The sequence below is a fragment of the Clostridium muellerianum genome (assembly GCF_012926525.1).
Lineage (GTDB): Bacteria > Bacillota > Clostridia > Clostridiales > Clostridiaceae > Clostridium_AM > Clostridium_AM muellerianum.
The window spans coordinates 168373-193750 of record NZ_JABBNI010000025.1; the positions used below are offsets into that span (position 1 = coordinate 168373).

The following is a 25378-nucleotide window of genomic DNA, read 5'->3' on the forward strand; positions in this document are numbered from 1 at the left end:
TACTTTTAATATTTATCCGATAACTACCACTAGGCTCTTACTTTTACAAACATTAGTTAATCAATTCTACCTTTCTGAATTAATCTAAACTTTATCTATTAATGGAAATGCTCTATAATAATTGTCATCTTTCAAAGTATTAAAGAGCATAAGTGAACCACCATCATAGTTTCCTGGAAAAAACATTATTAATGGCTGCTTTTCTACGATTCTATGTAGATTATTTAAAATAGTATGTGATCTTATTATAGGCCAAGCCTTCCCTATACCAGTTAAAAATACAATGTCCCTTCCCTCTAACCTTTCTGAAATGTATTTTACCACTAAGTCATTTTCTAATGTTAATCTTAATGTTTTTTTAGTAGCATTGAACACTTGTTCACTGCCTTTTTTCTGTTCCATTTCTAGATTCTTCTTAAAATATCCCTTTGACTCTAAAATTTCTAAAATTATATCATAAAGATCAAATTCAACTATATTTAATCCATATACTTCCTTAGCCTTTTCCTTTATAAATTTTATTCTCTCCCTAATTAAGAGTTCATGTTCTGGATTATAGTCAAAAATATAGAATCCTATTTCATTACCTAATCCCTTATTTTGTATAAATGTAGATTCAACGATCTTAGGTAATATTTCATCAATTCTTTGATATATATCCTTCATTACCATCTCTACTCCTTTACTCATTATCTCCTAGTATTGCATTTATATATATTTTATCTCCTATTTTGTAGAGATATTGTTTTACTTCATTCTCTACTATAGGAATCTTTATTTCTCTATCCCCTTTTTGGTTTTTAATAAGCCCACATTCAAAAAGAATTCTTATATAAACTTGTTTTAACTTTTTTAATGTATATTCTGTCCAAGAAGCTACTTTATCACTTTGCTCTCTTTTACTTTGAAAAAATAAATTAAAATCTTTGTCTTTTATATAAAAATCTCTTAATAATATTTTCTCCTTATAAATCTCATTCATAAATTCAAAAAATAACCTATCTGTTTTGATAATTGAATATAAAACAAGTATTTTAGATGTTTCTATGTTGCCCTTTACTATTTTTTCTATTATGTGCTTATCCAAAATTTGTAATCTTGAAGCTATTATTGATGCAACTTCCTTTTTTCTAGCTTCACTTTCAAGTTGAAAAATATTTTCTTCTAATGATTTCTTTTTTATTTCACTTAAAGATAAACCTTGATTTATAAGGATTGCAGCCTTTTTGGTTTCTTTATACAAATAAGGTCTGGACTTAATAGTGGATTTATATTCCATAACTTCATTCACCTCCATGGTCCAGTTTTACACAAAATATTATATCACAACTTAGAATATAATATTTTCTAAATTATACTTTTATAATTAATGTAATTCATAACTAGTTTTTAAATTAACTCTAATTTTAATAAATAATTGATAAGCGTTAACAATAGACATATAATAAGTTTATAGAAATATAATATAATGAGGTGATGAATATATGGAACCGATTAGAAATGTATTTATTACACCAAAACAATTTGAGGAAATTCAAAGTAAATATGATGGAATCTGCGAATATCTAAATGGTGAAATATTATTTAGTTCCAGAACATCTCAAAACCATAATAGAATAGTAAGAAGACTTCTTTCTAGGTTAGATGAATATTTTGACGGAAGCAACTGTGAACCTTTTTCTAAGCAAATAGAAGTTATATTTAAGAATGAAAATGAACAATATAACTTATTACCTGACATTTTTATCATGTGTGAAGATGCTGAAACTTTAGGTGAAAGTTTTATATCATCACCAAAAATAGTTTTTGAAGTAGTATCTGAAAAATATTCTGACAACGACTATTTTATTAAGGCTCGTATATACCAAAAATTCGGAGTATTAGAGTATAATATAGTTGAACCAAGTGGATCAATAACTCAATATACTTTAGTTAATGGCAGTTATGGTACTCCAAAAGTGTTTTACTCTAAAGATACTTTTGTAAGTTCATTGTATAAAGATCTAAAAATTAATCTTGAAAAAATATTTAAATCTCCTACATAATAATAAGGGACTTTTGAAAGACAAAATTTCAACAAAAAATCTTTCAAAGTCCCTATATAATTATTACAAAATTTTATTTTGCATAATCATCACTATTTATTTCCTGTCTAGAAACCTCTTTTCCATCTACATAAGTGACTTTATACGCTTTTACTGTACATATTGTTTTTCCAGCCTTGCTCACGGTTTTAACATTATTTACAAGGTCATAGGTTTTTTTAGTTAATTTAGAATTAGAAAAAATATTAAATGTTATATCCTTGTCCTTTACTACACACTCTATATATATAGGATAATCCAGTGTATTTTTAAACTTATAATCTATATTTCCATAATCCACAGTTGCATCCATTCCAAGACCTACATAACTAACAGGCATGTTGTGGTGATCTCTTTCTGTAGGTGTTATACCCGCTCTTACTACAGCATTATGAAGTGTACTTGACACCTGACATACACCTCCACCTAGACCAGACTCTAATTTATCACCCACAATAATTGTTGCAGCTTTATATCCTTTTTTCTCCGTTCTTTCTCCTACTATATTATTAAAACTAAATTTTCCTTTTGGCATTATAGTAGTTCCATCTAAAGCCTTTGCTGATATATTAATATTGTTAATTCTACTATCTGATGAAGATGAAAAATTAGTAGTAAAACTAGATATTTTTGTATCAATCTTCTCTAAGTCTGATTTTTTTGTAGAAGGTTGTACCTTTTTTAATGAAGCATTAACTACTATATCCTTAATAGCCTTATTGCTAATTCCCTCATCAATATCCTTAATAAGTTTGTCCTTATCAACCTCTTGTCCATATTTTTCTGAAGTAATTTTAAAGTCATCATCTTTATTTTTAGTTATTTTAGCATCTACTGGCTTTTTATCAAACTGCTGCTGAATTTTTGATATAGTTTCTTCAATTTCTTTTTTATCATATTTATACTTCAAACTAAAATTCTTTTCTTCTGAACTTCTTATAGCTTTATATTTATCATGGGTACTTTTGTCCTTACCATACTTAAAAGCATCTTTTACAGTATCTTCTATATTATAATTTATATTAAGCTTTGAATAATTTATTGTATATGATTTGTCCTGAACCTTAATCACTATATTTTTCTTAAATATTTCATTTACATAATTGCGTTTCAAAGTATTTACAGCTTCTTCTTTAGTTTTTCCATTTAATTTTATACCTTCTACTTTAACTCCAGGATATATAAGCTTGTCATACTTATTAACCCAAAAATGTATCCAAGATATACGCATAATATAAAACAATACAACAAGTATACATAAAGATCTTGTCATTTTCTTTCTATTTACTTTTATTTTAGGTTTTTTTATTGTTTTCTCCTTATTGTTTTCATTTTCTATCATTTATTGCTATGAATCCTCCTACAAATTGAAACTTAACTCCAATGTTTTTACCTAGAACCATATAAAGCCTTATCTAAAACATATTAACTTCATTAATCTACATTCATTATTATACTACTATTTGACAGTTTTGGCTTTAAATTTATTAAATATTCTCTTAAAAATAACATTTTAGGGACTTTAGATTGTTTACAGCTTTGTTAACACTTTTCTGTAAAATTAAAAGGATTGAGTGTAAATTTGCTTTTATGCAAATTTACACTCAATCCCTTCTATATCTATGGATTTACATCCTCTTTCAAGAGCAGTTACACCTGTTCTCACAATTTCCTTAATACCATAAGGCTTCATAAGATTAATAAAAGCTGATACTTTTCCTTCATCCCCAGTTATTTCAATAGTCATGCTTTTATTATTCAGGTCTACAATATTAGCTCTAAATATATTAACTGTTTCCGTAATAGAAGATTTAGTATTCATATCCACAGTTACTTTTACTAAAGCAAGCTCCCTGTAAACAGATTTGTTTGTATCCAATTCTACTACTTTTATAACTTCTACAAGTTTATTTAATTGCTTATTAATCTGCTCAACCATATATTCATCGCCTATAATAACTATGGTCATACGGGATATTTCAGGATCTTCTGTAACTCCTACTGTTAAACTGTGAATATTATAGCCTCTTCTGCTGAATAATCCTGAAATTTTGCTTAAAACTCCTGAATGATTTTCTACCAGTACTGACAATACATACTTATTTATAATAATCGCCCCCTTTAAAAAGTACTTTCTCGTGGATCAACTTCACATTCTATAAGAAAAGTTTTAGTAGATTCCATAGCCTCTTTAAGAGCTTTTTCAAAAGCTTCATTAGAATTAACTTTTTTTCCTGCAAAACCATAAGCTTCAGCTATTTTTATAAAATCTGGATTACAATTTAAGGCAACTCCATAATTTCCTTCATAAATTCTGTTTTGTATTTCCCTAACCATTCCAAGTCCTGAATTGTTAAACAATATTATTATTAAATTTACATTGTTTTGAGCTGCAGTCCCAAGCTCAAATAAACTCATTTGAAATGATCCATCTCCCATAACAGCAACTACTCTTCTATTAGACTCTGCTATTTTTGCACCTACTGCTGCTGGAAGAGAATATCCCATAGTTCCAAGTCCTCCAGAAGTTAAAAATCTTCTTTCACCTTTTACAGTAAAATTTCTAGCGCACCAAATTTGATTTTGACCTACATCTACAGTAACAATGGCATCATCTTCTATAACTTCCGACAAAATCTTCAAGCAATATTTTGGATTAACCTTGTTTTCAAAGGTACATACATTTTTTTCTTTTTGCCAGCTTCTTATTTCATTAATCCACTGCTCTGTTTCCAAAGGTTCTATACCCTTAATTAATTCTTCTAATATGTTTTTGCAATCCCCAACCACAGGAATATTAGTTCCTAAATTTTTTCCTATTTCTGCTGGATCAATATCAATATGAATAATTTCTGCATCTTTTCCAAAATATTTAGATCCTGCTGTAGCTCTATCTGCAATTCTAGTACCAATAAGTATTAAAACATCAGCCTCAGATACTGCTTTATTTGCATAACTAAATCCATGAGATCCAATAAGCCCTATATAATAAGAATTGTCTCCCTGCACACAATCTTTGCCCATTAGAGTATGTACAATTGGAATCTTCGATTTTTTAACAAATTCCATTAATTCTTTTTCTGCTTTAGCACATCCAATACCGCCCCCAGTACAGATGAGAGGTTTTTTACTACTTTTAATCTTATCTAAAGCTCTTTTTATTTGCCCTTTATGCCCAATAACTGTAGGTTTGTAGCCCCTAATGTTTACTTCTTCTGGATATTCAAAATCTATATCCTGTTCTTGAATATCTGATGGTATATCAATTAATACAGGTCCTGGTCTTCCTGTTCCTGCTATATAAAAAGCTTCTTTTATAATACGTGGAATATCCTCAGTACTTTTCACTAAATAATTATGCTTTGTGAAAGATTCCACTGCCCCAGTAATATCCGCTTCCTGAAAAACATCTTTTCCAATTAAATTGGATTTAACCTGCCCCGTAATAATAACCATTGGTATAGAATCCATATAAGCTGTAGCAACTGAAGTTATAACATTAGTAGCACCGGGACCAGAAGTTACAATGCAAACTCCTGTAGTTCCTGTAGCTCTTGCAAATCCACTGGCACTATGTCCTGCTGCTTGTTCATGTCTAACTAATATATGTTCAATTTCCGATTCTCTTAAAGCTTCATACAAAGCTACCACTGTAGCACCTGGATACCCAAATACAGTTTTTACATTTTCTTTTATTAAACATTGAATAATAGCTTCTGCAGCTTTCATTAGTTTACCCCCTTATTTATTCATTTACTAGCACTTAAGGTATAAGGAAAATTCCCCAAATTATAAATGAAAAGCCCCCTTTTCATTTATCCCATTTTATACCCGCTCTATTGAATTTCTTGTGCTATAAGTTCTCCCATTTTTTCTGTTCCTACTAATATTTTTTCCTGTTCCATAATATCCGATGTACGATAACCTTTATCTAAAACCTTTGAAACTGCATTTTCTATATCTCTTGCTGCTTCTTCCATATTAAAGCTGTATCTAAGCATCATAGCAATACTCATAATAGTTCCAATAGGATTAGCTTTATCGCATCCTGCAATATCTGGAGCTGATCCATGAATAGGTTCATACATACCAACTTTCCCTTCTCCAAGACTTGCAGAAGGAAGCATTCCTAAAGAACCAGTAAGCATAGATGCTTCATCACTTAAAATGTCCCCAAACATATTTTCAGTGACAATAGTATCAAACTGCTTAGGATCACGAATAAGCTGCATAGCTGCGTTATCTACATACATATAATTTAACTCTACATCTTTATAATCCTCTGATATTTTCTCTGTAACTTCTCTCCAAAGTCTTGAGCTTTCAAGTACATTTGCTTTATCTATTAATGTAAGCTTTTTATTTCTTTTTCTTGCAACCTGAAAGGCCATTTTTACAATTCTCTCTATTTCAGGAGTAGAATAAACAATGGTATCTGAGGCTCTTTGTCCCTCTTTTATATCTACTCTCTTTTTTTCTCCAAAATAAGCACCACCAATTAATTCTCTAACAATCATAATATTTAAACCATCGCCTAATACTTCTTCTTTTAAATTTGAAGCAGCTTTAAGCTGAGGAAATAAAATAGCTGGTCTTAAATTAGCAAATACCTCTAAAGTCTTTCTTATACCTAGAAGACCTGCTTCAGGTCTTAAATTTCCTGGGAGCTTATCCCACTTAGGTCCACCTACTGCACCTAACAGTACTGCATCACTACTTTTACAAATTTCTATGGTTTCCTCTGGAAGTGGAGATCCTGTTTCATCTATAGCTGCTCCACCTATTAACGCTTCTTTAATTTCAAAATCACATTTGTATTTATTGGCAATTGCTTTTATTACCTTTATTCCCTGTTTAATTATCTCTTTACCTATTCCGTCTCCCGGCATTACTGCTATTTTCATTATTCATCCACCTCTTGCTTAATATAATTTATAAGTCCATCTGCATCTATAATCTTCTGCATAAATTGTGGAAAAGGAACTGCAATGTAAGTTTTATTTTTAGTAATATTAGTTATTATTCCTGTAGAAACATCTATAGATACTTCATCATTTTCTTCAATATCTTTTGCAGCTTCAGTACATTCCATTATAGGAAGTCCTATGTTTATTGAATTCCTAAAAAATATTCTTGCAAAAGTTTCTGCTATAATACATCCTATGCCTGATGCTTTAATAGCAATGGGTGCATGTTCTCTTGAAGAACCACATCCAAAATTCTTTCCTGCTATCATAATGTCTCCAGCTGATATTTTATTTTTAAAATCCTTATCTAAATCTTCCATACAATGAGCTGCTAGTTCTTTTGGATCACTTGTACTTAAATATCTTGCTGGTATGATAACATCTGTATCTACATTATTTCCATATTTAATTGCTTTACCCTTAATCATTATTTTGCTACCTCCTCTGGAGATGAAATTTTTCCTGTAATTGCTGATGCTGCTGCTACTGCTGGACTTGCTAAATACACTTCACTTTCTGGATGTCCCATTCTTCCTACAAAATTTCTATTAGTAGTTGCAATAGCTCTTTCTCCTTTGGCTAAAATCCCCATGTGTCCTCCAAGACAAGGTCCACAAGTAGGTGTACTAACCACTGCTCCAGCTTCTATAAAAATTTCTAAAAGTCCTTCTCTTAAAGCTTCAAGATAAATCTTCTGAGTTGCAGGAAATATAATTGCTCTTACTCTTTTATTAACTTTGTTTCCTTTAAAGACCTTAGCCGCTGCTCTTAAATCTTCTATTCTTCCATTAGTACAAGAACCTATAACTACTTGATCTATAAAAACCTCTCCAACTTCATCAATAGTTCTTGTATTTTCAGGTAAATGTGGGAATGCAACTGTAGGTCTGATGGATGATAAATCTATTTCTATAACTCTGCTGTACTCTGCATCTTCATCTGCAGTATAAACAGTATATTCTCTATTTGAATGTTCTTTTACATATTCTATAGTTTTATCATCTACTTCAAAAATTCCATTTTTAGCACCTGCTTCAATAGCCATGTTAGCCATAGTAAAGCGATCATCCATAGATAAATTTTTTAAACCTTCACCTGTATATTCCATAGATTTATAAAGAGCACCATCTACTCCTATCATTCCTATAATATGAAGAATAACATCTTTTCCACTTACCCAAGGTGCCATCTTTCCCTTTAATACAAACTTTATAGCTTCTGGAACCTTGAACCAAGCTTCTCCTGTAGCCATACCTGCTCCCATATCAGTACTTCCAATACCTGTAGAAAATGCGCCTAAAGCACCATAAGTACAAGTATGAGAATCTGCACCAATTATTACATCTCCACAAACAGCCAAACCTTTTTCAGGAATAAGTGCATGTTCTATTCCCATTTGTCCAACTTCAAAATAATTTTCAATTTCCATTTTACACGCAAATTCCCTTGTACACTTACACTGTTCAGCAGATTTTATATCCTTATTAGGTGTAAAATGATCTGGAACAATAGCTATTTTTTTCTTGTCAAACACCTTTTTTACTCCTATTTTGTCAAATTCCTTAATAGCCACAGGAGTGGTTATATCATTACCTAATACCAAATCCAATTTTACCTTTATCAATTGTCCAGGTTTTACACTTTCAAGTCCTGCATGAGCAGCTAAGATTTTCTGAGTCATAGTCATCGCCATATTATTTGCCCCCTATCCATGTGTTTAAGTTAATATTTGTATTTTAAGCAATATTACAAAACTTATTTTATTGTATTCTTTAACCTATTTATAGGTGTAAAAATCCAATTTTATTAACAAATTATAGTTAATGAAAGTTATTATAAATGATTTATAGTTTTCATATAAATATGTTAATTTTTATTGTACTTGCCTAATTTCATTGGCGTCATAATTCATTTCATAATGCATTTTATTAATAGCATTTATAAAAGCTTTTGCACTGGATTCAATAACATCTGTGCTAATTCCTTTGCCAGAATAGATTCTACCCTCTTTTTCAATCTTCAAAGTCACTTCTCCTAATGCATCCTTTCCACTCCCAATTGCCTTTAAGAAATAATTCTTTAATATCACATCAATTCCAATAGCTTTTTCAATAGCTTTAAAAGTTGCATCCACTGGTCCATCACCTAATGAAGCTTCTTCAAGCTTTTTATCCTCAAATCCAAGCTTCACTGTGGATGTAGCCAAAGTACTGTTTCCACTGGAAATTTGAAAATACTCAAGCTTAAATAGTTCTGGAATTTGAAAAGCTTCCTGTATAACTAAAGCTTCAATATCTTCATCTGAAACAGACTTTTTCTTATCTGCTAAATCCTTAAATTTTATAAAAGCTTCATTTATCTTATCCATACTTAAATTAGCATATCCCAATTCTTTCAATCTTTCTTCAAAAGCATGTCTTCCTGAATGTTTACCAAGCACTATAGAGTTTTTCTTTAAGCCTACGGATTCTGGAGTCATTATTTCATAAGTTTCCCTGCAATTTAATACTCCATGTTGATGTATACCTGATTCATGAGCAAAAGCATTAGCTCCCACAATAGCCTTGTTATGTTGAATTTCTACACCTGTCATATGGCTTACTAAATTGCTAGTTTTGCTTATTTGTTCTGTAACTATATCTGTATAACAATTAAAATTATCTGATCGTGTCTTGATAGCCATGACAATTTCTTCTAGTGCTGCATTACCAGCTCTTTCTCCTAAGCCATTTACTGCACATTCTATTTGTGTTGCTCCATTTTCAATAGCTGCCAAAGAATTTGCCACAGCTAAACCTAAATCATTATGACAGTGAACACTTATAATTGCTTTTTCAATATTAGGAACATTTTCTTTAATTCCCTTAATAAATGCACCATATTCATTTGGTGTTGAATATCCTACAGTATCAGGTATATTAAGTATATCAGCTCCAGCATCTATTACAGATTCTAATACCTTGTATAAAAATTCAGGTTTTGTTCTTGTTCCATCCTCTGGTGAGAATTCCACACTTGGACATAATGATTTGGCATACTTAACCATTTCTACAGCTGTATTTAATACTTCATCTGGTTCCATTTTTAGTTTATGCTCCATATGAAGATCTGAAGTAGCTATAAATGTGTGTATTCTAGGTTTTTCAGCATATTTAAGAGCTTCCCAAGCACGATCTATATCTTTCTTTGATGTTCTAGCTAGGCCTACAATAACAGGTCCCTTTACATTTTTAGCAATTGCTTTAACTGCTTCAAAATCTCCTTTTGAAGCAAGGGGGAACCCTGCTTCAATGACATCTACACCTAATTTTTCAAGCTGCTTTGCTATTTCTAACTTCTCCTGAAGATTTAAACTAACTCCTGGTGTTTGTTCCCCATCCCTTAAAGTTGTATCAAATATATATATCTTCTTATCCATAAAAAGACCTCCCTATAGTGCTAAGTTTATTACTTTTTATTCCAAGTCATCATTTTTCTAAGTTCTGCACCAACAGTTTCTATTTGCTGTTCTTTTTCCTGTCTTCTAACAGCATTGAAATTTGGACGATTTATTTGATTTTCAAGAAGCCAGTTTCTAGCAAAAACTCCATCTTGAATATCCTTCAAAATTTCATTCATTCCATTTTTACTTTCTTCTGTAATAACTCTTTTTCCACTTACATAATCTCCATATTCAGCTGTATCACTTATTGAATATCTCATATAACCTAATCCACCTTGATTTATAAGATCTACAATCAATTTAAGTTCGTGACAACATTCAAAATATGCACTTTCAGGTTGATAACCAGCTTCTACTAAAGTTTGGAATCCAGCTTTTATAAGTTCACAAACTCCACCACATAATACTGCTTGTTCTCCGAAAAGATCTGTTTCTGTTTCTTCCTTAAATGTAGTTTCCAAAACTCCTGCCCTAGAACCACCAATTCCCTTTGCGTAAGCTAAAGCATATTCCTTTGCCTTTCCACTATAATCCTGGTGCATTGCAATTAGGCAAGGTACTCCTTTTCCTTCTTTATACTGACTTCTTACAGTATGTCCTGGTCCCTTTGGAGCAACCATTAATACATCCACGTTAGCAGGTGGTTTTATTTGTCCATAATGGATATTGAAGCCGTGAGCAAACATTAAAGTTTTTCCTTCAGTAAGATTTGGTGCTATACTTTCTTTGTAAAGTGCTGCTTGTTTTTCATCAGGTATTAATATCATTATAAAATCAGCTATTTTTGCTGCTTCTGAAGCTTCCATTACTTTAAGTCCTGCTTCTTCTGCAATGCCCCAAGATTTGCTGCCTTTATATAATCCTACACAAACATCCACTCCACTATCTTTTAAGTTAAGTGCATGAGCGTGTCCCTGACTTCCGTAACCTATAATTGCTACCTTTTTTCCTGCTAATAATTCTAAATTTGCGTCCTTATCGTAATACATTTTTGCCATTTCCGTTGCCCCCTAATTTATTAATGATTTTTTATTTAATATACTTTTATTAATACAATTTTTCTTAACTTTTAAAATGTCATAAAAGATGTTACATAATCACAAGTGTCATTGAAATCCCCATTTTTCATATCTCTTAAGTATTCATAATATGCACTATTATTTTGAGAAACTAAAACCTCTGAATCATTTACTAAATTATTTTCTACTGCCACTGAATTAACCCCCTTAGAATTTACTGATTGAGCTTTACTTTGAAATTTTGACATCACTTGTTCCTCCTTTTAATTACATATTTTGTATTATTTTACAAGGATATATAATAAGTTTCCACCGTATAGTTGGAAATTTATATCTAATTAATTTTAGGTATAAAAAAAACAGGCCTTCACCATGGGGCGAGAAGTCTGTTCGCGGTACCACCCAAATTTATTACTTAAATTTATAACGGCATAACCGGCACAGCTTACTATTATTTCAGCCTGCAGCTCCAGGGTGAGTTTCAATATGCAGCATTTATGGACTTTCACCTACATCCACTCTCTGTAAAACACTGATCATATTTACTTGATCCCTATCTAAGCTTTTCATATATTTTTCATGTATATTTCCAATAAATTGTATAAAAAAAACAGACCTCCGTCATGGGGCGAAAGTCTGTCGCGTTACCACCCAAATTTATTACTCAATCATATAACGGCTTACACCGGCACAGCTTACTATCATTTCAGCCTACAACTCCAGGGTGAGTTTCAATATGTAATATTTATGAACTTCCACCAAAACATTCACTCTCTTTAAAATATTAATCATATTTACTTGATCCCTATCACAGTTTTTAATGTTGTTTACGAGTATACTATATATCTTATTTCCTGTCAACACACTTTTGATAATTTTCTAATAATTTTTTAAAATGTGTTTTTTTTATTTATTTCGTCTTTTCAATTTTTATCATTCTAACATCCACATATTTTACTGTCAATACGAAAAAGCATTTTCCGAATATTAAATATTTTTGTTTTATTGATTTTTTTATTTCAGTTGTTTCCAATCTTCAGCATAGCTTTCCAATATTTTGCGAATAATTTCTCCAATTTTTGAATAACATTCGTCACTTAAATTTGCAAGAGATATTCTTATGGACCATTCAGTTCCATGAAAACCACTACCGCTTAAAAGCACAATAGAAGATTCTTCTGCTAACCTCATCAAAACATCTATTGGTCTATAATTATTTCTTAAATAGTTGGCAAATTCCTCACTATAGTTATATTTAGCCCATTCTAATAAATCGAACTGAGTATAATATGCAGCATCAAATGGATCCTTTGTAAGTTCCAATCCTAATCCTTTAAACAATAATTTTTGACGACGATGGCAAATATCTTTAGTTAACTTTTTATATCTATTTTCTTTATCTACTAAAGAAAACAATGAAAAAAATGCCATTTGCACCTGCTGAGGTGTAGACAATCCTGCAGTATGATTAAGAGCTACCTGCCTACTATCTGCTACAATTCTATCAATAAAAGGAATTGTCTCAGGATTAGTTGAAATTCCAGAATAACGTATTCTTGCCCTTTCCTTTTTATCTGCATCAAGTTCTCTAAGTAACTTATCAAATACATTGTTTTCATATAATGCAATAGTTCCAAGTCTCCAACCTGTTACTCCAAAATATTTTGAAAAAGAGTATACACCAATGGTATTGTAAGGTAAATCAGCCATTAAAGAATGAAAATCATCTACAAAAGTACCATATACGTCATCTGAAATAATCATAAGATTAGGATTATGCTTTTCCACAATTTCTTTTAAATCTTTTACTATTTCTGGCTTCATTGCTACAGAAAGAGGATTACTTGGATTAACTATAAATAAGGCTTTTATGCTTGGGTCACAAAGTTTTTCAAGTTCTGAATGAGAATATTGTCCTGTATGTGTTCCATTTTCGCCCACTTCTTCAGCTAAAAGCTCAACTACTTCAAAATTGTATCTTGGTAAATGAGGAATTTCTAAATATGGTGTAAAAATTGGTGCCATAAGTGCAATTTTATCGCCCTTTGACAATATATTGTTTGCAATTAAACTGTCAAAAATATAGCACATTCCTGCAGTAGCTCCTTCCACTGCAAATAAATCAAACTTTCTTTCTAGTGGCTCATTATAACATAGTTCCTGAATTAAATAATCATGAACTATACTTTCAACATGTTTAAGCATTCTATCTGGCACTGGATAATTATCTCCAATGATTCCATCTGCTAGTTCATATATCCAATCATCAGCATCAAAACATTTTACTGTCACACCATAATTAATCATTCTTCTTAAAAGTTCGATTCCTGGTGCATTTTTATTTTTATTTAAGAACTCTAAAAATCTAGCTGCAATACCTGATTTTTGAGGCATGCCACCTAAGTCATTATTACTCCACACCCTTCGACTTTCTTCCACAGCAAACTGACCAAAGGTAAAAAAAGCTTCTCTAGGTGTTGCTGCAATCCAGTTAGGATTTCCTCTACCTGCATCTAATAGTGAATGTGCACCACTTTCTTTGCATTCTTCAGCTAAACTTATTAATCTATCTTTAAGTTCAAAAGGACTAATTTTTCCATAAACCCTTTCTATTTCTTCACGTTGAAGATTATAGTTATCCATAATTTCCCTCCTGCTTAATTTATCTTTACTTTAAAAGTTGTTATATTATTTGAATACTTACCATATTTCTATTATTTTTATTAAACATCTATTATTTTGATTAAATATATAGTTTTTTAATTCATCTACTTTGTGAATAAAGAACTTCTATAATCCTAATAATTCAACATCAAGTGATTCTTAGACTCAGATGAAGTTTACCTTCTGTAATACCTATTTTCGGAGCTAGACAATTTCAATATTTTCCATTCAAAGATAATATAAATGTTACTAGCTGTAGTCGTCGGATAAATTAAGATTGTACTTGATCACATTTTAAATCAACTTCAACTTTATCTTTTACCACCGAAGAAAGTATTATAAATGTCTCTGTGTTTCCAAATCTCTGTATTTTCTCAACTAATTTTTCTAATTCCACAATACTTGCAAGCCTAGCTTTAAGAATTTTGCAATAAGGTCCAGTAACATGATGACATTCTACTATTGAATGTTCAGTACTTATAAATTCCATAAACTTTTTAGTATTTTGTACTTTCATATCTAAGTTTATAAGCACATTAATATTTTTCCCTAGTTTCTCATAGTTTATAATAGCTTTATATCCGGATATAATATTGGCATCTTCAAGCCTTTTTATCCTTTCTGTTACTGCTGGTGCACTCAACGATACTTTTTGTGCTAGTTCTTTCATTGATATTCTTCCATCCTCAAGAAGTATTTCAATTATTTTATAATCAGTAATATCCATAAAACACACCCCCAAAAAAGATGTTTCTAATAAAAACTTTTCTCAAATATGTCTTTTATTTTATTTAAATCTTTTGTAAATCCTAAGGCGGCTATAAGTTTAATTCTAGCCTTCTGTCCAGGTAAATTATCTCCAAGAATAACACCTTTTTCAGTAAGTTCTCTTCCTGCACCTTCATAGCCATAGTCAGCAGAAACTTTACCCATAGGACATCTAGAAACCAAAACTACAGGTATATTTTTACTTAAAGCATATTCTACACCACAGACCATCTTAGGTGGAATATTCCCTCTTCCCATACCTTCAATTACTATTCCATGACTTCCAGCATCTACACAAAACCTTAAAATGCTATCATCCATACCACAACCACATTTTATAAGGGCTACATTACTATCAACTTTTTCTGCAGGAATATACTGCTTTTTATTATAACTGTAATAAAAATTGACTTTATTATTATCAACAATTCCAACAGGTCCAAAATCCATGCTTTTAAAAGTATCTAATGAATGTGTGTTAGTTTTAGTTACTTGGGAAGCAGCATGTACTTCTTTATTCATAACCACCATTACACCTCTATTAACTGAATCCTCTGATATTACAGTATTTACTGCATCTATTAAGTTAGGAGGACCATCCCATCCTAAGTCAGAACTACTTTTCATTGAACCCACAAATACTATAGGTTTTGAACCATTATAGGTTAAATCTACAAGATATGCAGTTTCCTCTAAAGAATCTGTACCATGAGTAACAACTACTCCATCATATCCTTCAACTTCAACTTTCTTACTTATTAATTTAGATAACTTCATCATTTTTTCTGGAGTCATATGTGGGCCTGGTATCATACCAAAATTTAAAAAATCTATATTTGCAATTTTCTCTATACCTGGGGTTAACTTAAGTATATCTTCACCACTCATAGATGGCACTGCCACATTATTTTCATCTCTTTTCATGGATATTGTTCCACCAGTAAATATAATAATTACCTTTTTCATTAAACTGCTCCTTTTTATTAAGTATTTACTACGAAATAATGAATTCATCATTTAAAGTAACTTTATTTTAACACAGTAAACCTACCTAGTACATACATAAAACAAACCTTTAAATTATATTTACTTTATTTAATTACTCATTTTTATTAATTTAATTTATTTTTTAAAAAACAATATATCTTTGTAATATTGTTTGCAAATAAAAAACTTTTATGTAAATTAACCTAAATAGAAAATTAAATTTATTATGTTTATTTAATTATAATAATTTACATAATACTTTTTTGTGCAGAAAATAAAGAATCCCTATATAATAAAAAAGTTAGTAAGTAGTTTTACAAACCTACTTACTAACTTTGCATTATATATAACTTGTGCCTTTTAGTATTATTTACAACTTATTTACTTTTCATACTACATCTTTAATAATAATTACTTTACAAATTCAATTAGTCCTTTTTCCAATTTAGCAATACGCGCTAAAGAATACAAGTCATATCCCTTATTCTCTATAATATCATGACCTGGTTGAAAAGATTTTTCAATTACAATTCCTATTCCTGAAACTTTAGCTCCTGCTTCCTCAACTAAACGTGCTGCTCCAAGTGCAGCTTCTCCATTTGCAAGGAAATCATCAATAATTAATATATTATCTTCCTTTGTAATATATTTTTTAGATAATGTTAACTCATAATCGTTACCTTTAGTAAATGAATGTACAGTAGTTTGATAAACATCCCCATCTGAATTTTTTCCTCTTTGTTTTTTTAATGTTACCATTGGTAAATCCATTTGCATTGCAGTCATAACTGTTGGAGCTATTCCTGAACTTTCAATGGTAAATACCTTAGTAATTCCTCGATCTTTAAAATAGTTTTTAAAATTAGTTCCTATTTCATACATTAATTTGGGATCTACTTGATGATTCAAAAAAGAATCAACTTTCAATACAGTTGAGGACAATGCTAGTCCTTCTTCTAAAATTCTTTTGCACAATGTTTCCATTATAGTATCACCTCATACATTTTTTGTTTGACTTTACAAGTCTAAAGATTAAATTCCGGCTGCAGCCAATATGCCTATTACTGTTTTGGGATTGTATTACATAATACTATCAAGAACTGCAATATATATACCCTAATAAGATTATCAATAACTATATCTTATAACTAATTCTGCAAGCTAACCGAATATCTGTCTCTTTATTTATCCGATCGCTACCATTGCTAATACCTCCATCTTCTTTGAGTGGGGGATAAGCACTGCTACGCGCCTGGATAAGTTCTTCTAAGACTCAGATGGGTTAAATGTCTAAATGACATTTAACGAGCTTTTGCTCAGGTAAGAGGTATTCCTCACAAGCAAACTCCACCTGAGTCTAAGAATCACTTGATTCTTAATTCCATATGTAATTTTCTTATGGATTTTAAGAAATATTAATCATACATAGAACTCTGCATATATCTTTTAGCTTACTTATAAAAAAACACCTCAATATAAAATTGAGGTGTTTTTTTTAGACAATAGATATTTTATCCAATGGCTGCTCATCCGTAACACGCCTCTGGATAAGTTCTTCCTCTGCTCAGATGAAAAGAAGTTTTTCTCTTAAACAAATTCCACCTGAATCTTAGAATCACTTGATACCTAAAAACCCAAATTAATACCTCGTAGTCTGCTAATTAACGGTAGCAGGTAGAAACCTTCGGACCATTTCTCCGAATATATACGAGCTTTGCATGATATATGACATTATATCACATTTTGTCAATAAGTACATTCTTTATTTTAGTTTCTTTAATATTTCGTTAGAAAATCGTAAGAAATTAGTTAATTTATCTTTATATAATTAGTGTAAATTTAAATACATGATAAACACAAAAACATTTATGGAAGGTGGATTAACTATGAAAATAAAAAAATCAACAGAAAGAACATTTTCATTTTTTATGAGTTTACTAATGATACTCTCTTTTGTAGTAAATTTTAATAGTACTGTTTATGGAGATGAACTTGAAAATAGTAATGTAGATATAAAAACAACAAAAAATTTTAATGGACCTATAAATGAAAAAGAAATAGAATTATTCTCAGATAAGTTTTTTACCCAAAATATGAAAAAAAATAATGTACCAGGTGCTGCAATTGTTGTAGTAAAAGATGGTAAAGTAATTTTTAAAAAGGGATATGGATATGCTAACATTGAAAAAAAAGTACCAATTGATCCTGATAAAACAGTATTTAGAAATGGTTCAGTAGGTAAATTATTTACAGCAGCAGCTGTTATGCAGCTATACGAAAAAGGACTAATAAATTTAGATGATAATGTAAATAACTATTTAAAAACTTTTAAGGTTAATAATAAATTTTCTAAACCCGTTACCTTTGCAAACATTATGACACACAGCAGCGGACTGGACAGCGGTTGTGAAATTGGAGGAGCTTCCAAAAGTAAGCTTAACCAAATTTCTTATGAAAATTATATGAAGACTCATGTACCTAATGTAATAAATGAACCCGGAACAATTACAAATTACTCCAACAGTGGATACAATCTACTTGGCTATCTTATAGAAAAAATTTCAGGAATGTCCTACGAAAACTATATGCAAAAGAATATTTTCGATGCTTTAAACATGAAAAATAGTAATGTAGTATCAAAAGTAGAAAATATGGCTTCAGGATATAATTTTGAAAATGGTTCCTTAAATACTGTAAATTATACTGGATATGAACCCTCTTTAGGTTGTGGAAGTATAAATTCAACTGTAATTGATATGGCTAATTTTATGATTGCAAATTTACAAAATGGTAAACTTGGTGATAATCAAATATTAAATGAAAGTACTTCAAAGCTAATGCAAAAGCAGCATTTTACAAATAACACTGATTTACCTGGAATGGCATATGGTTTTATTCAAAACTATAAAAATAACCAGAAGATAATTAAACATGAAGGAGCTGTTAATGGTTTTATAACTTCAATGTTTTTAATGCCTGAACATAATTTAGGATTTTATGTAGCTACTAATAGTTTAAATCCTATTACATTTCAATTTGAAGATGCTTTTGTAAATCATTATTACCCTTTAAAACAAAATAAACTTATAAATCCGCCTTCTAACTTTAAAGAAAAAACTCATGAATATGCTGGAACATACAGAGAATATCATGACGTTTCAAAAAGCTATATTACAAAATGCTTTGCTTTATTTGGCGATGATTATGAAGTTAAAATTGAAGATAATAAAAATGGTACTCTTACAATGAAAGGAATGTCTATGGAAAAAGTACCTTTTTCCACAAAACTTGTTCAAATTAAACCTATGCTTTTTCAGAGGCAGGATAACCTTGAATATGTTGCTTTTAGAAAAGATAAAAGTGGACATGTAACTCATTTATTTAGTGGAAATACTCCTGAAGAATCTTTTGAAAAGACTAAGTGGTATGAAAATCAAAAATTAAATTTATGCTTACTTGCTGGAAGTTTATTAATTTTTGCAATAACATCCTTAGTTTGTTTTAGTAAATTTATTATAAGAATTATAAGAAGAAAGACCTGCCAGGATTCAAAATTATTGATTTTAGCAAAGTTATCTTTAAAAACATCATGTTTTTTTAACACATTATGTACTATGGGAATTTTTGCAGTTTTAATACATGTAGGCTATGATATGAATTTTGGACTGCCAAATATATTTTATGCTTTACTTTCAGGATTAATGGCTACAAGCATTTTGACAATATTTAATGTAGTATTTACTTTTATAATATGGAGAAAGAAACATTGGGCTTTAACAAAAAGAGGTTGTTATACAGTAATTACAATAGCTTCAGTATTATTTATATGTTTTTTAAATTATTGGAATATGCTTGGATTTAAATTATAAATAGACTTAGAAAAAACTCAATCTAAACTTAAAAATCACTTGATTTTGATACTCCTTTGGAAAAGTATATAGCATATTTGCAGTTATATTTCTAAATGATATAATTGTATAAGGCATCTGAAAGAAAATAATAAGCCCGGATGCGAAGGATATTTTCCGTCAGGTAAGGATGCAGGTTCCACAGATAGTGAACTATCTAAGGGTTCTGCCGACGCCGCATGACGCAAAATACACTAGTAGATGGACTTATTATTTTTTTGAAGATGCCTAAGTTAAAATGTAAAATTATAGCTCCTATATTACTTTGATGAAAGGATAAAATTATGAATGATTATAATATTTTAGTTATTGATGATGAAATAGAAATAGTAGAATTAATTGAAGTTTATTTAACTAATGAAGGTTATAAGGTATACAAAGCATATAATGGAGAAGAAGGATTAAAAATATTAGATAATGAAAAAATCTATCTTGTGATTCTAGATATTATGATGCCTGGAATTGATGGACTAGCTGTATGTAGAAAAATAAGAAGTACCTTAAATATTCCTATTATAATGCTTAGTGCTAAATCTCAAGATATGGATAAAATTTTAGGACTTTCAACTGGTGCTGACGATTATATGGTAAAACCTTTTAACCCTATGGAGTTAATCGCAAGAATTAAATCTCAACTCCGCCGCTACCTATATTTAAATTCTCAAATAAAAGTTAATGAAAATACGGACATATTAGAATTTAAAGGCGTAAAAATAAACAAAAAGAATCATAAAGTTTTGGTGTTTGATAATGAGGTTAATCTAACACCTACAGAATATGAAATATTAATATTACTTGCTGAAAATCCTGGAATAGTATTTAGTGGAGAAGATATATTTAAAAGTGTCTGGAAAGAAAAATACTTTGAAGGAAACAATACAGTGATGGTACATATTTGGAGACTTAGAGAAAAGATAGAGCAAACTCCTAAAGAACCTAAAATATTAGAAACAGTATGGGGGGTAGGATATAAAATTGAAAAGTAAATCTTTATCTATTAGATATAAGTTCATTATTATATACTTAGTAAGTGCTCTTATATCAGCAATAAGTACATTTTTTCTCTTTTTTCTTTTTCTTTTAATAAATTATAAACAGTATACTAAAGTAACTGTTTGGATAAATAATCATGCAATTACATTTTTGTCTATTATGATATTAATATTTATTGTATTAATGGCTATGTTTTTTCTTTCATTTACCAAAAAAGAAATGATGTATCTTGATGAAATTACTGAAACAGTCCAAAATATTTCAGAAAATAACTTAGAAAGTAATATTCCTATAAAAACTAGTGATGAATTTGGAAACCTGGCAGAAACCATAAATAATATGTCATCTAAACTTAACACCCTTATAAAAGAAGAACGAAATTGGGAAAGATCAAAGAATGAATTAATAACTAATGTATCCCATGATTTAAGAACTCCTTTAACCTCAGTACTAGGATATCTTGAATTAATATCAAATCAAAAATATGCTGATGATGTTCAACTTCAGCATTATGTAGATATTGCTTATACTAAGTGTACTAATTTAAAGGGATTAATAGATGATCTTTTTGAATACTCAAAACTTAATAATAAAGAGCTTAAAATAAATAAAACAAAAATAAAAATAAATGAACTTTTAGAGCAAGTAGTATTAGGGTTCATTCCTGTTTTTAAAGAAGCATCTATGGATTATAAAATATCTTCTTCAAATAACAATATATTTGTTGAAGCTGATCCTGTTCTAATGGCAAGACTATTTGATAATTTAATAAATAATGCTATTAAATATGGTAAGGAAGGTAAATATCTTAATATTGAACTTTTAAGTGAAGGTCATGAAGCTATAGTAAGAATTATGAATTATGGAGAAACCATACCTAAAGAAGATTTACCATATATATTTGAAAGATTATATAGAGCCGAAAAATCTCGTTCCAGCAATAAAAGTGGTTCAGGACTTGGACTTGCTATTGTAAAAAGCATAATTGATATACATAATGGAAAAATTGAAGTAACAAGTAAAGATAACAAGACCATATTTGAAGTAAGACTAAAATTAAATTAGTCTATAACAGATTAATCTTATCATCCTTTTCCAATTTACCTAATTCTCAATGATTATTAATTTATATCATCATAACTCACTTTTATTCATCTTAAAATGTTTGTCCATGCTACAATAATTTATAAATAACATTTAATATTTGATCTTTATCATTACAAAAATAAAGATCAAATATAACAATATATTTCATGGAAAATTTAAAGAATAAATTATTTGCCATTTTTAAATTGCATCAATAAATTTATTTTGTTAAAAATTTTTTATTGAAGCTTAAATAGTTTTACAAAATAGCTAAATAAGCTGCCTGGTTTTTCATCATTGTAATAGTAATAAGATAATGCATCATCAAGCCATATAATTATCACACTTAACAAATACCATGCTATGCAGTTGTGCAAACATATCTGTCCTAAAAAGTTAAACTTCTCCCCTGAATAATCCCATAAATTTAAATGTAAATATACATTAAAGAACAATCCTGCAAGGAGCTCAACTGCAGTAATTAAAGATCCTCCAATAATCACCTGCTGCCACATTTTTAAGCTATAATACCTTGGTTTATCATTTAAAGAACCTATGGTTGCTGCGCAAAACCCGCCTACTATAAACATCCATAAAGAGGTCCATCCACATAAACTCCATTTACCCATTCCATTAAAACCCACTAATGAACCACTAAAAGCTCTAGTAATTATCTCTACATTAAGATAAACACTTCCAAAAAATATAAAATGAATTATTTTATTTTTCAAGTAGCAGCTAGCTTTACTGTATTTCATGCGAAACTTCTACCTCCTATGTATTAAAAGTTTTACATAATAACATAAAGTTTAATAAAAATAAGGAATCATTTTCAAATCAATTACAATATTATATTTTGAACACTTTCCTTATAATTAAATTTTTATATAAACTTGTAATAATTCTTTATAGTTATAGTATTAGTCATAAAAACAGATATATAACTTCCATATATTAAAAATTGTTTCACCCCCTAAAAATAATATATTATATTAACATAAAGCATAAGATAAAATCTTTGCTTATATCATAATTTTGAATATATTTTAGTTTTCAAACAGTATTTACGTTTCTTATTTATATTTGACACCAAAACAATGAATTTGTATCAAACTTTTACAAATTTGAACACGAATCTACCTAATACATTAAAATTATAAATTATGCTATAATAGGTGTAGTATAAAATTACAACTTACTTATGTAGTTTTATATCAGTAACTTTATAGATTGGAGAAATATAATATGGCTGTTGATAGTATAATTTTTGATTTAGATGGAACTCTTTGGAGTTGTATAGGAGAAGCTTGTACTTCACTTAAAAATGTTTTATCCAAGTATCCTGATGTAAAAAAAGTAATAACCTATGAAGATATGGAAAGCTGCATGGGACTCCAAATAAAAGATATTGGCAAGAAATTATTCCCGCAATTAGACGAATCTATGCAAATTAAATTAATGGAAGAGTTTTGTGGAACAGAGCAGGTATATTTAGAAGAACATGGTGGAAGATTATATCCTAAATTAGAAGAAACACTTAAAATCTTAAGTAAAAAGTATAAGTTATTTATAGTTAGTAATTGTCATGATGGATATATCCAGTGCTTTTTCAAAGCACATAAATTAGATAAATATTTCATTGATTTTGAATGTTCTGGAGTAACTGGACTATCAAAAGGTAAAAATAATAAACTTATCATAAAAAGAAATTCTTTAAAAAGCCCAGTTTATGTAGGAGATACTGCTACAGATGCAGAATCTGCTAAAGTAGCTGAAATTCCATTTGTATTTGCAAGATATGGCTTTGGCAATGCAGAAGAATACGATTATGTTATTGATAGTTTTGAAGAAATTTTAACTTTAAATTTATCAAGTGATTCTTAGGTTAAGATGGAGTTTGCTTATAAGAATGACTTTATCCAGCTGAACCTTAGAAGAACTTATCCAGGCGCGTAGCAGTGCTTATACCCTACTTTGATAGAATATAGTGGGATTAGCAATGGTAGCGATCGGATAAAATTCATTTAATAAGAGCTGTACTTTAAAGTTTCAAGTCATATTAGTTGACTGAAACCTTTAAAAATACAGCTCAAATTACTTTTTTGAAGATGCCTTAAATACCTGCTATTTTTTAAAACCAATTACAATAGTTTTAATGAAAGTTTTAAATTCAAATACATTTAAAACTTTACTAATATTTATTGCTGGGATTTCTCCATGTGATTATTATACCATTTACTAAGTAATATTTTTAAAGAAGCAGCTGCCGGTACTGCTATAAGCATACCTACAAGTCCTCCTACATTTCCACCTATGAGAATTGCAATCATAGTAAACACTGGATGTAATCCTACACTATCTCCAACTATTTTAGGTGCTAATAAGTTATTATCTATTTGTTGAACTGCAAGCATTCCAATAACTGCCCACATTGCCGTAATAGGTTGTCCACTTAGTAATGCCATAATTACTGCAAGAACAGTTCCAACAACAGGTCCAATATATGGTATCATATTACAAATACCTGCAATAATTCCTATCATAAAAGCATAATCTATTTTAATGAAATACAACACAATAGCTGATAAAACTCCTACAATACAAGCTTCTAGCAACTGTCCTCTTAAATATTTATAAAATGTATCATTTATAATATTTAAAGTTTCTTTTAATTTACTTCCTACTTTACTTTTCCCAAATATAAGATTAAAAATTTTATTCCATAATCCTATAAAATACTCAAAATCTTGTACTAAATAAATGCTTAATACTACAGCTATAAAAAATGAAGCTATATTTCCACCTATGGCTACAACAGAATTTGTCATTGACCCTATACTTGTATAAAAATATGACTGTAGAGAGTTTACAATTTCAGCAATTTTGTCATTTAAATTTCCTGGTATTGAAATATTTAAACTTCTTAATTTATCACTTATATAACTAGCTGATAATGTTGAATTCTTCAAGTGTTCAGTTAAAAACATTGTCATATTAGTTATGGTTGTATTATTAGAAAGTTTTCCACCTACCATAATATATATTCCACTAATAATACCTATAAAAGCAGCAATTACTAATGTATACATTATAAAAATTCCAACCACTCTTCTAGAAGACACTTTTTTAAATATTTTTTTCTTTTCTAAGAATTTTTCAATAGCATTCACACCTGGCTTCAATAAATACACTATTACTAATGCAATAATAAAGGGTTTAAGAAGTGTAATAATTTTAGTTATTGTATCATTTAACAAAGAAAATATGGTTCCTATATTATTAAAAATCATTATACCCATATAAATTAGAAGTACTGTTCCTGCTGTATATAAACAGTATTGCAATAATTTTTTGTCTATCTTCATTTTCACCTTACCTTTCATTAGAAGCTTGTTTCTAATTTTTTTCTTATAGTTACTTTACATTATAATAAATTTCTAGTCAATGATAAAGATTCTAA

22 protein-coding genes, 1 riboswitch and 2 other annotated features are annotated in these 25378 nt (G+C 29.5%); of the genes, 5 read left to right on the forward strand and 17 right to left on the reverse strand.

Going from position 1 to position 25378, the window contains the following annotated elements:
• Nucleotides 1–84: 84 nt before the first annotated feature.
• Nucleotides 85–666, reverse strand: coding sequence for a DUF1788 domain-containing protein (locus HBE96_RS13735; protein ID WP_169298472.1), 582 nt, complete (start codon nt 664–666; stop codon nt 85–87).
• A gap of 16 nt (nt 667–682) precedes the next feature.
• Nucleotides 683–1279, reverse strand: coding sequence for a DUF1819 family protein (locus tag HBE96_RS13740; RefSeq protein ID WP_169298299.1), 597 nt, complete (start codon nt 1277–1279; stop codon nt 683–685).
• Nucleotides 1280–1484: 205 nt separating this feature from the next.
• On the opposite strand from HBE96_RS13740, the gene HBE96_RS13745 reads away from it, so the two are divergent.
• On the forward strand, nt 1485–2045 hold the full coding sequence (locus tag HBE96_RS13745) for a Uma2 family endonuclease (protein WP_169298300.1): 561 nt from the start codon (nt 1485–1487) through the stop codon (nt 2043–2045).
• Between the two features lie 73 nt (nt 2046–2118).
• Here the strand turns inward: HBE96_RS13745 and HBE96_RS13750 are convergent, their stop codons facing one another.
• The 13 genes from HBE96_RS13750 to HBE96_RS13810 form a co-directional block, all read right to left on the reverse strand.
• Nucleotides 2119–3426, reverse strand: a complete 1308-nt coding sequence (locus HBE96_RS13750) for a VanW family protein (protein WP_169298301.1) — start codon at nt 3424–3426, stop codon at nt 2119–2121.
• Nucleotides 3427–3672: 246 nt separating this feature from the next.
• Complete coding sequence (gene ilvN, locus HBE96_RS13755; RefSeq protein ID WP_169298473.1) at nt 3673–4191, reverse strand: acetolactate synthase small subunit; 519 nt, start codon at nt 4189–4191, stop codon at nt 3673–3675.
• A gap of 14 nt (nt 4192–4205) precedes the next feature.
• A complete protein-coding gene (ilvB, locus tag HBE96_RS13760; protein WP_169298302.1) occupies nt 4206–5813 on the reverse strand; it encodes a biosynthetic-type acetolactate synthase large subunit in 1608 nt (535 codons plus the stop codon).
• A gap of 107 nt (nt 5814–5920) precedes the next feature.
• Nucleotides 5921–6988, reverse strand: a complete 1068-nt coding sequence (gene leuB / locus HBE96_RS13765) for a 3-isopropylmalate dehydrogenase (RefSeq protein WP_169298303.1) — start codon at nt 6986–6988, stop codon at nt 5921–5923.
• Nucleotides 6988–7479: a 3-isopropylmalate dehydratase small subunit gene (leuD, locus tag HBE96_RS13770; protein WP_169298304.1), complete on the reverse strand. Its 492-nt coding sequence runs from the start codon at nt 7477–7479 to the stop codon at nt 6988–6990. Before leuD ends, leuB begins: the two co-directional genes overlap by 1 nt.
• Entirely contained in the window at nt 7479–8744 is a 1266-nt protein-coding gene (gene leuC / locus HBE96_RS13775) for a 3-isopropylmalate dehydratase large subunit (protein ID WP_169298305.1), read from the reverse strand. The genes leuD and leuC overlap by 1 nt, the downstream gene beginning before the upstream one ends.
• A gap of 180 nt (nt 8745–8924) precedes the next feature.
• The gene (locus HBE96_RS13780) at nt 8925–10469 is read right to left on the reverse strand and encodes a 2-isopropylmalate synthase (RefSeq protein ID WP_169298306.1); all 1545 of its coding nucleotides are present in this window, start codon (nt 10467–10469) and stop codon (nt 8925–8927) included.
• A 29-nt stretch (nt 10470–10498) separates the two neighbouring features.
• Nucleotides 10499–11491, reverse strand: coding sequence for a ketol-acid reductoisomerase (gene ilvC, locus HBE96_RS13785; protein WP_169298307.1), 993 nt, complete (start codon nt 11489–11491; stop codon nt 10499–10501).
• A gap of 71 nt (nt 11492–11562) precedes the next feature.
• Complete coding sequence (locus tag HBE96_RS13790) at nt 11563–11760, reverse strand: hypothetical protein (RefSeq protein ID WP_169298308.1); 198 nt, start codon at nt 11758–11760, stop codon at nt 11563–11565.
• A 122-nt stretch (nt 11761–11882) separates the two neighbouring features.
• Nucleotides 11883–12081: a binding site (T-box leader), on the reverse strand.
• A gap of 52 nt (nt 12082–12133) precedes the next feature.
• Nucleotides 12134–12333: a binding site (T-box leader), on the reverse strand.
• Between the two features lie 193 nt (nt 12334–12526).
• Entirely contained in the window at nt 12527–14155 is a 1629-nt protein-coding gene (gene aspD, locus HBE96_RS13795; protein ID WP_169298309.1) for an aspartate 4-decarboxylase, read from the reverse strand.
• Nucleotides 14156–14447: 292 nt separating this feature from the next.
• Nucleotides 14448–14903 carry an Lrp/AsnC family transcriptional regulator gene (locus HBE96_RS13800; protein WP_169298310.1) on the reverse strand — a complete coding sequence of 152 codons (456 nt, stop codon included), beginning with the start codon at nt 14901–14903 and terminating at the stop codon, nt 14448–14450.
• Between the two features lie 26 nt (nt 14904–14929).
• The gene (locus HBE96_RS13805; protein WP_169298311.1) at nt 14930–15910 is read right to left on the reverse strand and encodes an asparaginase; all 981 of its coding nucleotides are present in this window, start codon (nt 15908–15910) and stop codon (nt 14930–14932) included.
• A gap of 432 nt (nt 15911–16342) precedes the next feature.
• Nucleotides 16343–16915 (reverse strand): xanthine phosphoribosyltransferase, encoded by a 573-nt coding sequence (locus HBE96_RS13810; RefSeq protein WP_169298312.1) that lies wholly within the window; start codon nt 16913–16915, stop codon nt 16343–16345.
• Nucleotides 16916–17561: 646 nt separating this feature from the next.
• A riboswitch (purine riboswitch) is annotated at nt 17562–17662 on the reverse strand.
• 155 nt (nt 17663–17817) lie between these two features.
• On the opposite strand from HBE96_RS13810, the gene HBE96_RS13815 reads away from it, so the two are divergent.
• The 3 genes from HBE96_RS13815 to HBE96_RS13825 all read left to right on the forward strand — a co-directional run bounded on the left by HBE96_RS13815 (nt 17818) and on the right by HBE96_RS13825 (nt 21897).
• Nucleotides 17818–19800, forward strand: a complete 1983-nt coding sequence (locus tag HBE96_RS13815; protein ID WP_169298313.1) for a serine hydrolase domain-containing protein — start codon at nt 17818–17820, stop codon at nt 19798–19800.
• Between the two features lie 323 nt (nt 19801–20123).
• Nucleotides 20124–20825, forward strand: coding sequence for a response regulator transcription factor (locus tag HBE96_RS13820; RefSeq protein ID WP_169298314.1), 702 nt, complete (start codon nt 20124–20126; stop codon nt 20823–20825).
• Nucleotides 20815–21897, forward strand: coding sequence for a sensor histidine kinase (locus tag HBE96_RS13825; protein WP_169298315.1), 1083 nt, complete (start codon nt 20815–20817; stop codon nt 21895–21897). The genes HBE96_RS13820 and HBE96_RS13825 overlap by 11 nt, the downstream gene beginning before the upstream one ends.
• Nucleotides 21898–22157: 260 nt before the next feature.
• On the opposite strand, the gene HBE96_RS13830 is transcribed toward HBE96_RS13825, so the two are convergent.
• On the reverse strand, nt 22158–22676 hold the full coding sequence (locus tag HBE96_RS13830) for a putative ABC transporter permease (protein ID WP_169298316.1): 519 nt from the start codon (nt 22674–22676) through the stop codon (nt 22158–22160).
• A gap of 487 nt (nt 22677–23163) precedes the next feature.
• Here HBE96_RS13830 and HBE96_RS13835 point away from each other — a divergent pair, with 487 nt between their 5' ends.
• Entirely contained in the window at nt 23164–23802 is a 639-nt protein-coding gene (locus HBE96_RS13835; protein ID WP_169298317.1) for an HAD family hydrolase, read from the forward strand.
• A 314-nt stretch (nt 23803–24116) separates the two neighbouring features.
• On the opposite strand, the gene HBE96_RS13840 is transcribed toward HBE96_RS13835, so the two are convergent.
• On the reverse strand, nt 24117–25283 hold the full coding sequence (locus HBE96_RS13840) for an AI-2E family transporter (protein ID WP_169298318.1): 1167 nt from the start codon (nt 25281–25283) through the stop codon (nt 24117–24119).
• Between the last annotated feature and the right edge of the window lie 95 nt (nt 25284–25378).

Excerpts from the sequence above, each read along its gene's own strand:
- HBE96_RS13735 (WP_169298472.1), bottom strand. The coding sequence starts at position 666 with ATGAAGGATATATATCAAAGAATTGATGAAATATTACCTAAGATCGTT.
- HBE96_RS13740 (WP_169298299.1), bottom strand. The coding sequence starts at position 1,279 with ATGGAATATAAATCCACTATTAAGTCCAGACCTTATTTGTATAAAGAA.
- HBE96_RS13745 (WP_169298300.1), top strand. The coding sequence starts at position 1,485 with ATGGAACCGATTAGAAATGTATTTATTACACCAAAACAATTTGAGGAA.
- HBE96_RS13750 (WP_169298301.1), bottom strand. The coding sequence starts at position 3,426 with ATGATAGAAAATGAAAACAATAAGGAGAAAACAATAAAAAAACCTAAA.
- ilvB (WP_169298302.1), bottom strand. The coding sequence starts at position 5,813 with ATGAAAGCTGCAGAAGCTATTATTCAATGTTTAATAAAAGAAAATGTA.
- leuB (WP_169298303.1), bottom strand. The coding sequence starts at position 6,988 with ATGAAAATAGCAGTAATGCCGGGAGACGGAATAGGTAAAGAGATAATT.
- leuD (WP_169298304.1), bottom strand. The coding sequence starts at position 7,479 with ATGATTAAGGGTAAAGCAATTAAATATGGAAATAATGTAGATACAGAT.
- leuC (WP_169298305.1), bottom strand. The coding sequence starts at position 8,744 with ATGGCGATGACTATGACTCAGAAAATCTTAGCTGCTCATGCAGGACTT.
- HBE96_RS13780 (WP_169298306.1), bottom strand. The coding sequence starts at position 10,469 with ATGGATAAGAAGATATATATATTTGATACAACTTTAAGGGATGGGGAA.
- ilvC (WP_169298307.1), bottom strand. The coding sequence starts at position 11,491 with ATGGCAAAAATGTATTACGATAAGGACGCAAATTTAGAATTATTAGCA.
- HBE96_RS13790 (WP_169298308.1), bottom strand. The coding sequence starts at position 11,760 with ATGTCAAAATTTCAAAGTAAAGCTCAATCAGTAAATTCTAAGGGGGTT.
- aspD (WP_169298309.1), bottom strand. The coding sequence starts at position 14,155 with ATGGATAACTATAATCTTCAACGTGAAGAAATAGAAAGGGTTTATGGA.
- HBE96_RS13800 (WP_169298310.1), bottom strand. The coding sequence starts at position 14,903 with ATGGATATTACTGATTATAAAATAATTGAAATACTTCTTGAGGATGGA.
- HBE96_RS13805 (WP_169298311.1), bottom strand. The coding sequence starts at position 15,910 with ATGAAAAAGGTAATTATTATATTTACTGGTGGAACAATATCCATGAAA.
- HBE96_RS13810 (WP_169298312.1), bottom strand. The coding sequence starts at position 16,915 with ATGGAAACATTGTGCAAAAGAATTTTAGAAGAAGGACTAGCATTGTCC.
- HBE96_RS13815 (WP_169298313.1), top strand. The coding sequence starts at position 17,818 with ATGAAAATAAAAAAATCAACAGAAAGAACATTTTCATTTTTTATGAGT.
- HBE96_RS13820 (WP_169298314.1), top strand. The coding sequence starts at position 20,124 with ATGAATGATTATAATATTTTAGTTATTGATGATGAAATAGAAATAGTA.
- HBE96_RS13830 (WP_169298316.1), bottom strand. The coding sequence starts at position 22,676 with ATGAAATACAGTAAAGCTAGCTGCTACTTGAAAAATAAAATAATTCAT.
- HBE96_RS13835 (WP_169298317.1), top strand. The coding sequence starts at position 23,164 with ATGGCTGTTGATAGTATAATTTTTGATTTAGATGGAACTCTTTGGAGT.
- HBE96_RS13840 (WP_169298318.1), bottom strand. The coding sequence starts at position 25,283 with ATGAAGATAGACAAAAAATTATTGCAATACTGTTTATATACAGCAGGA.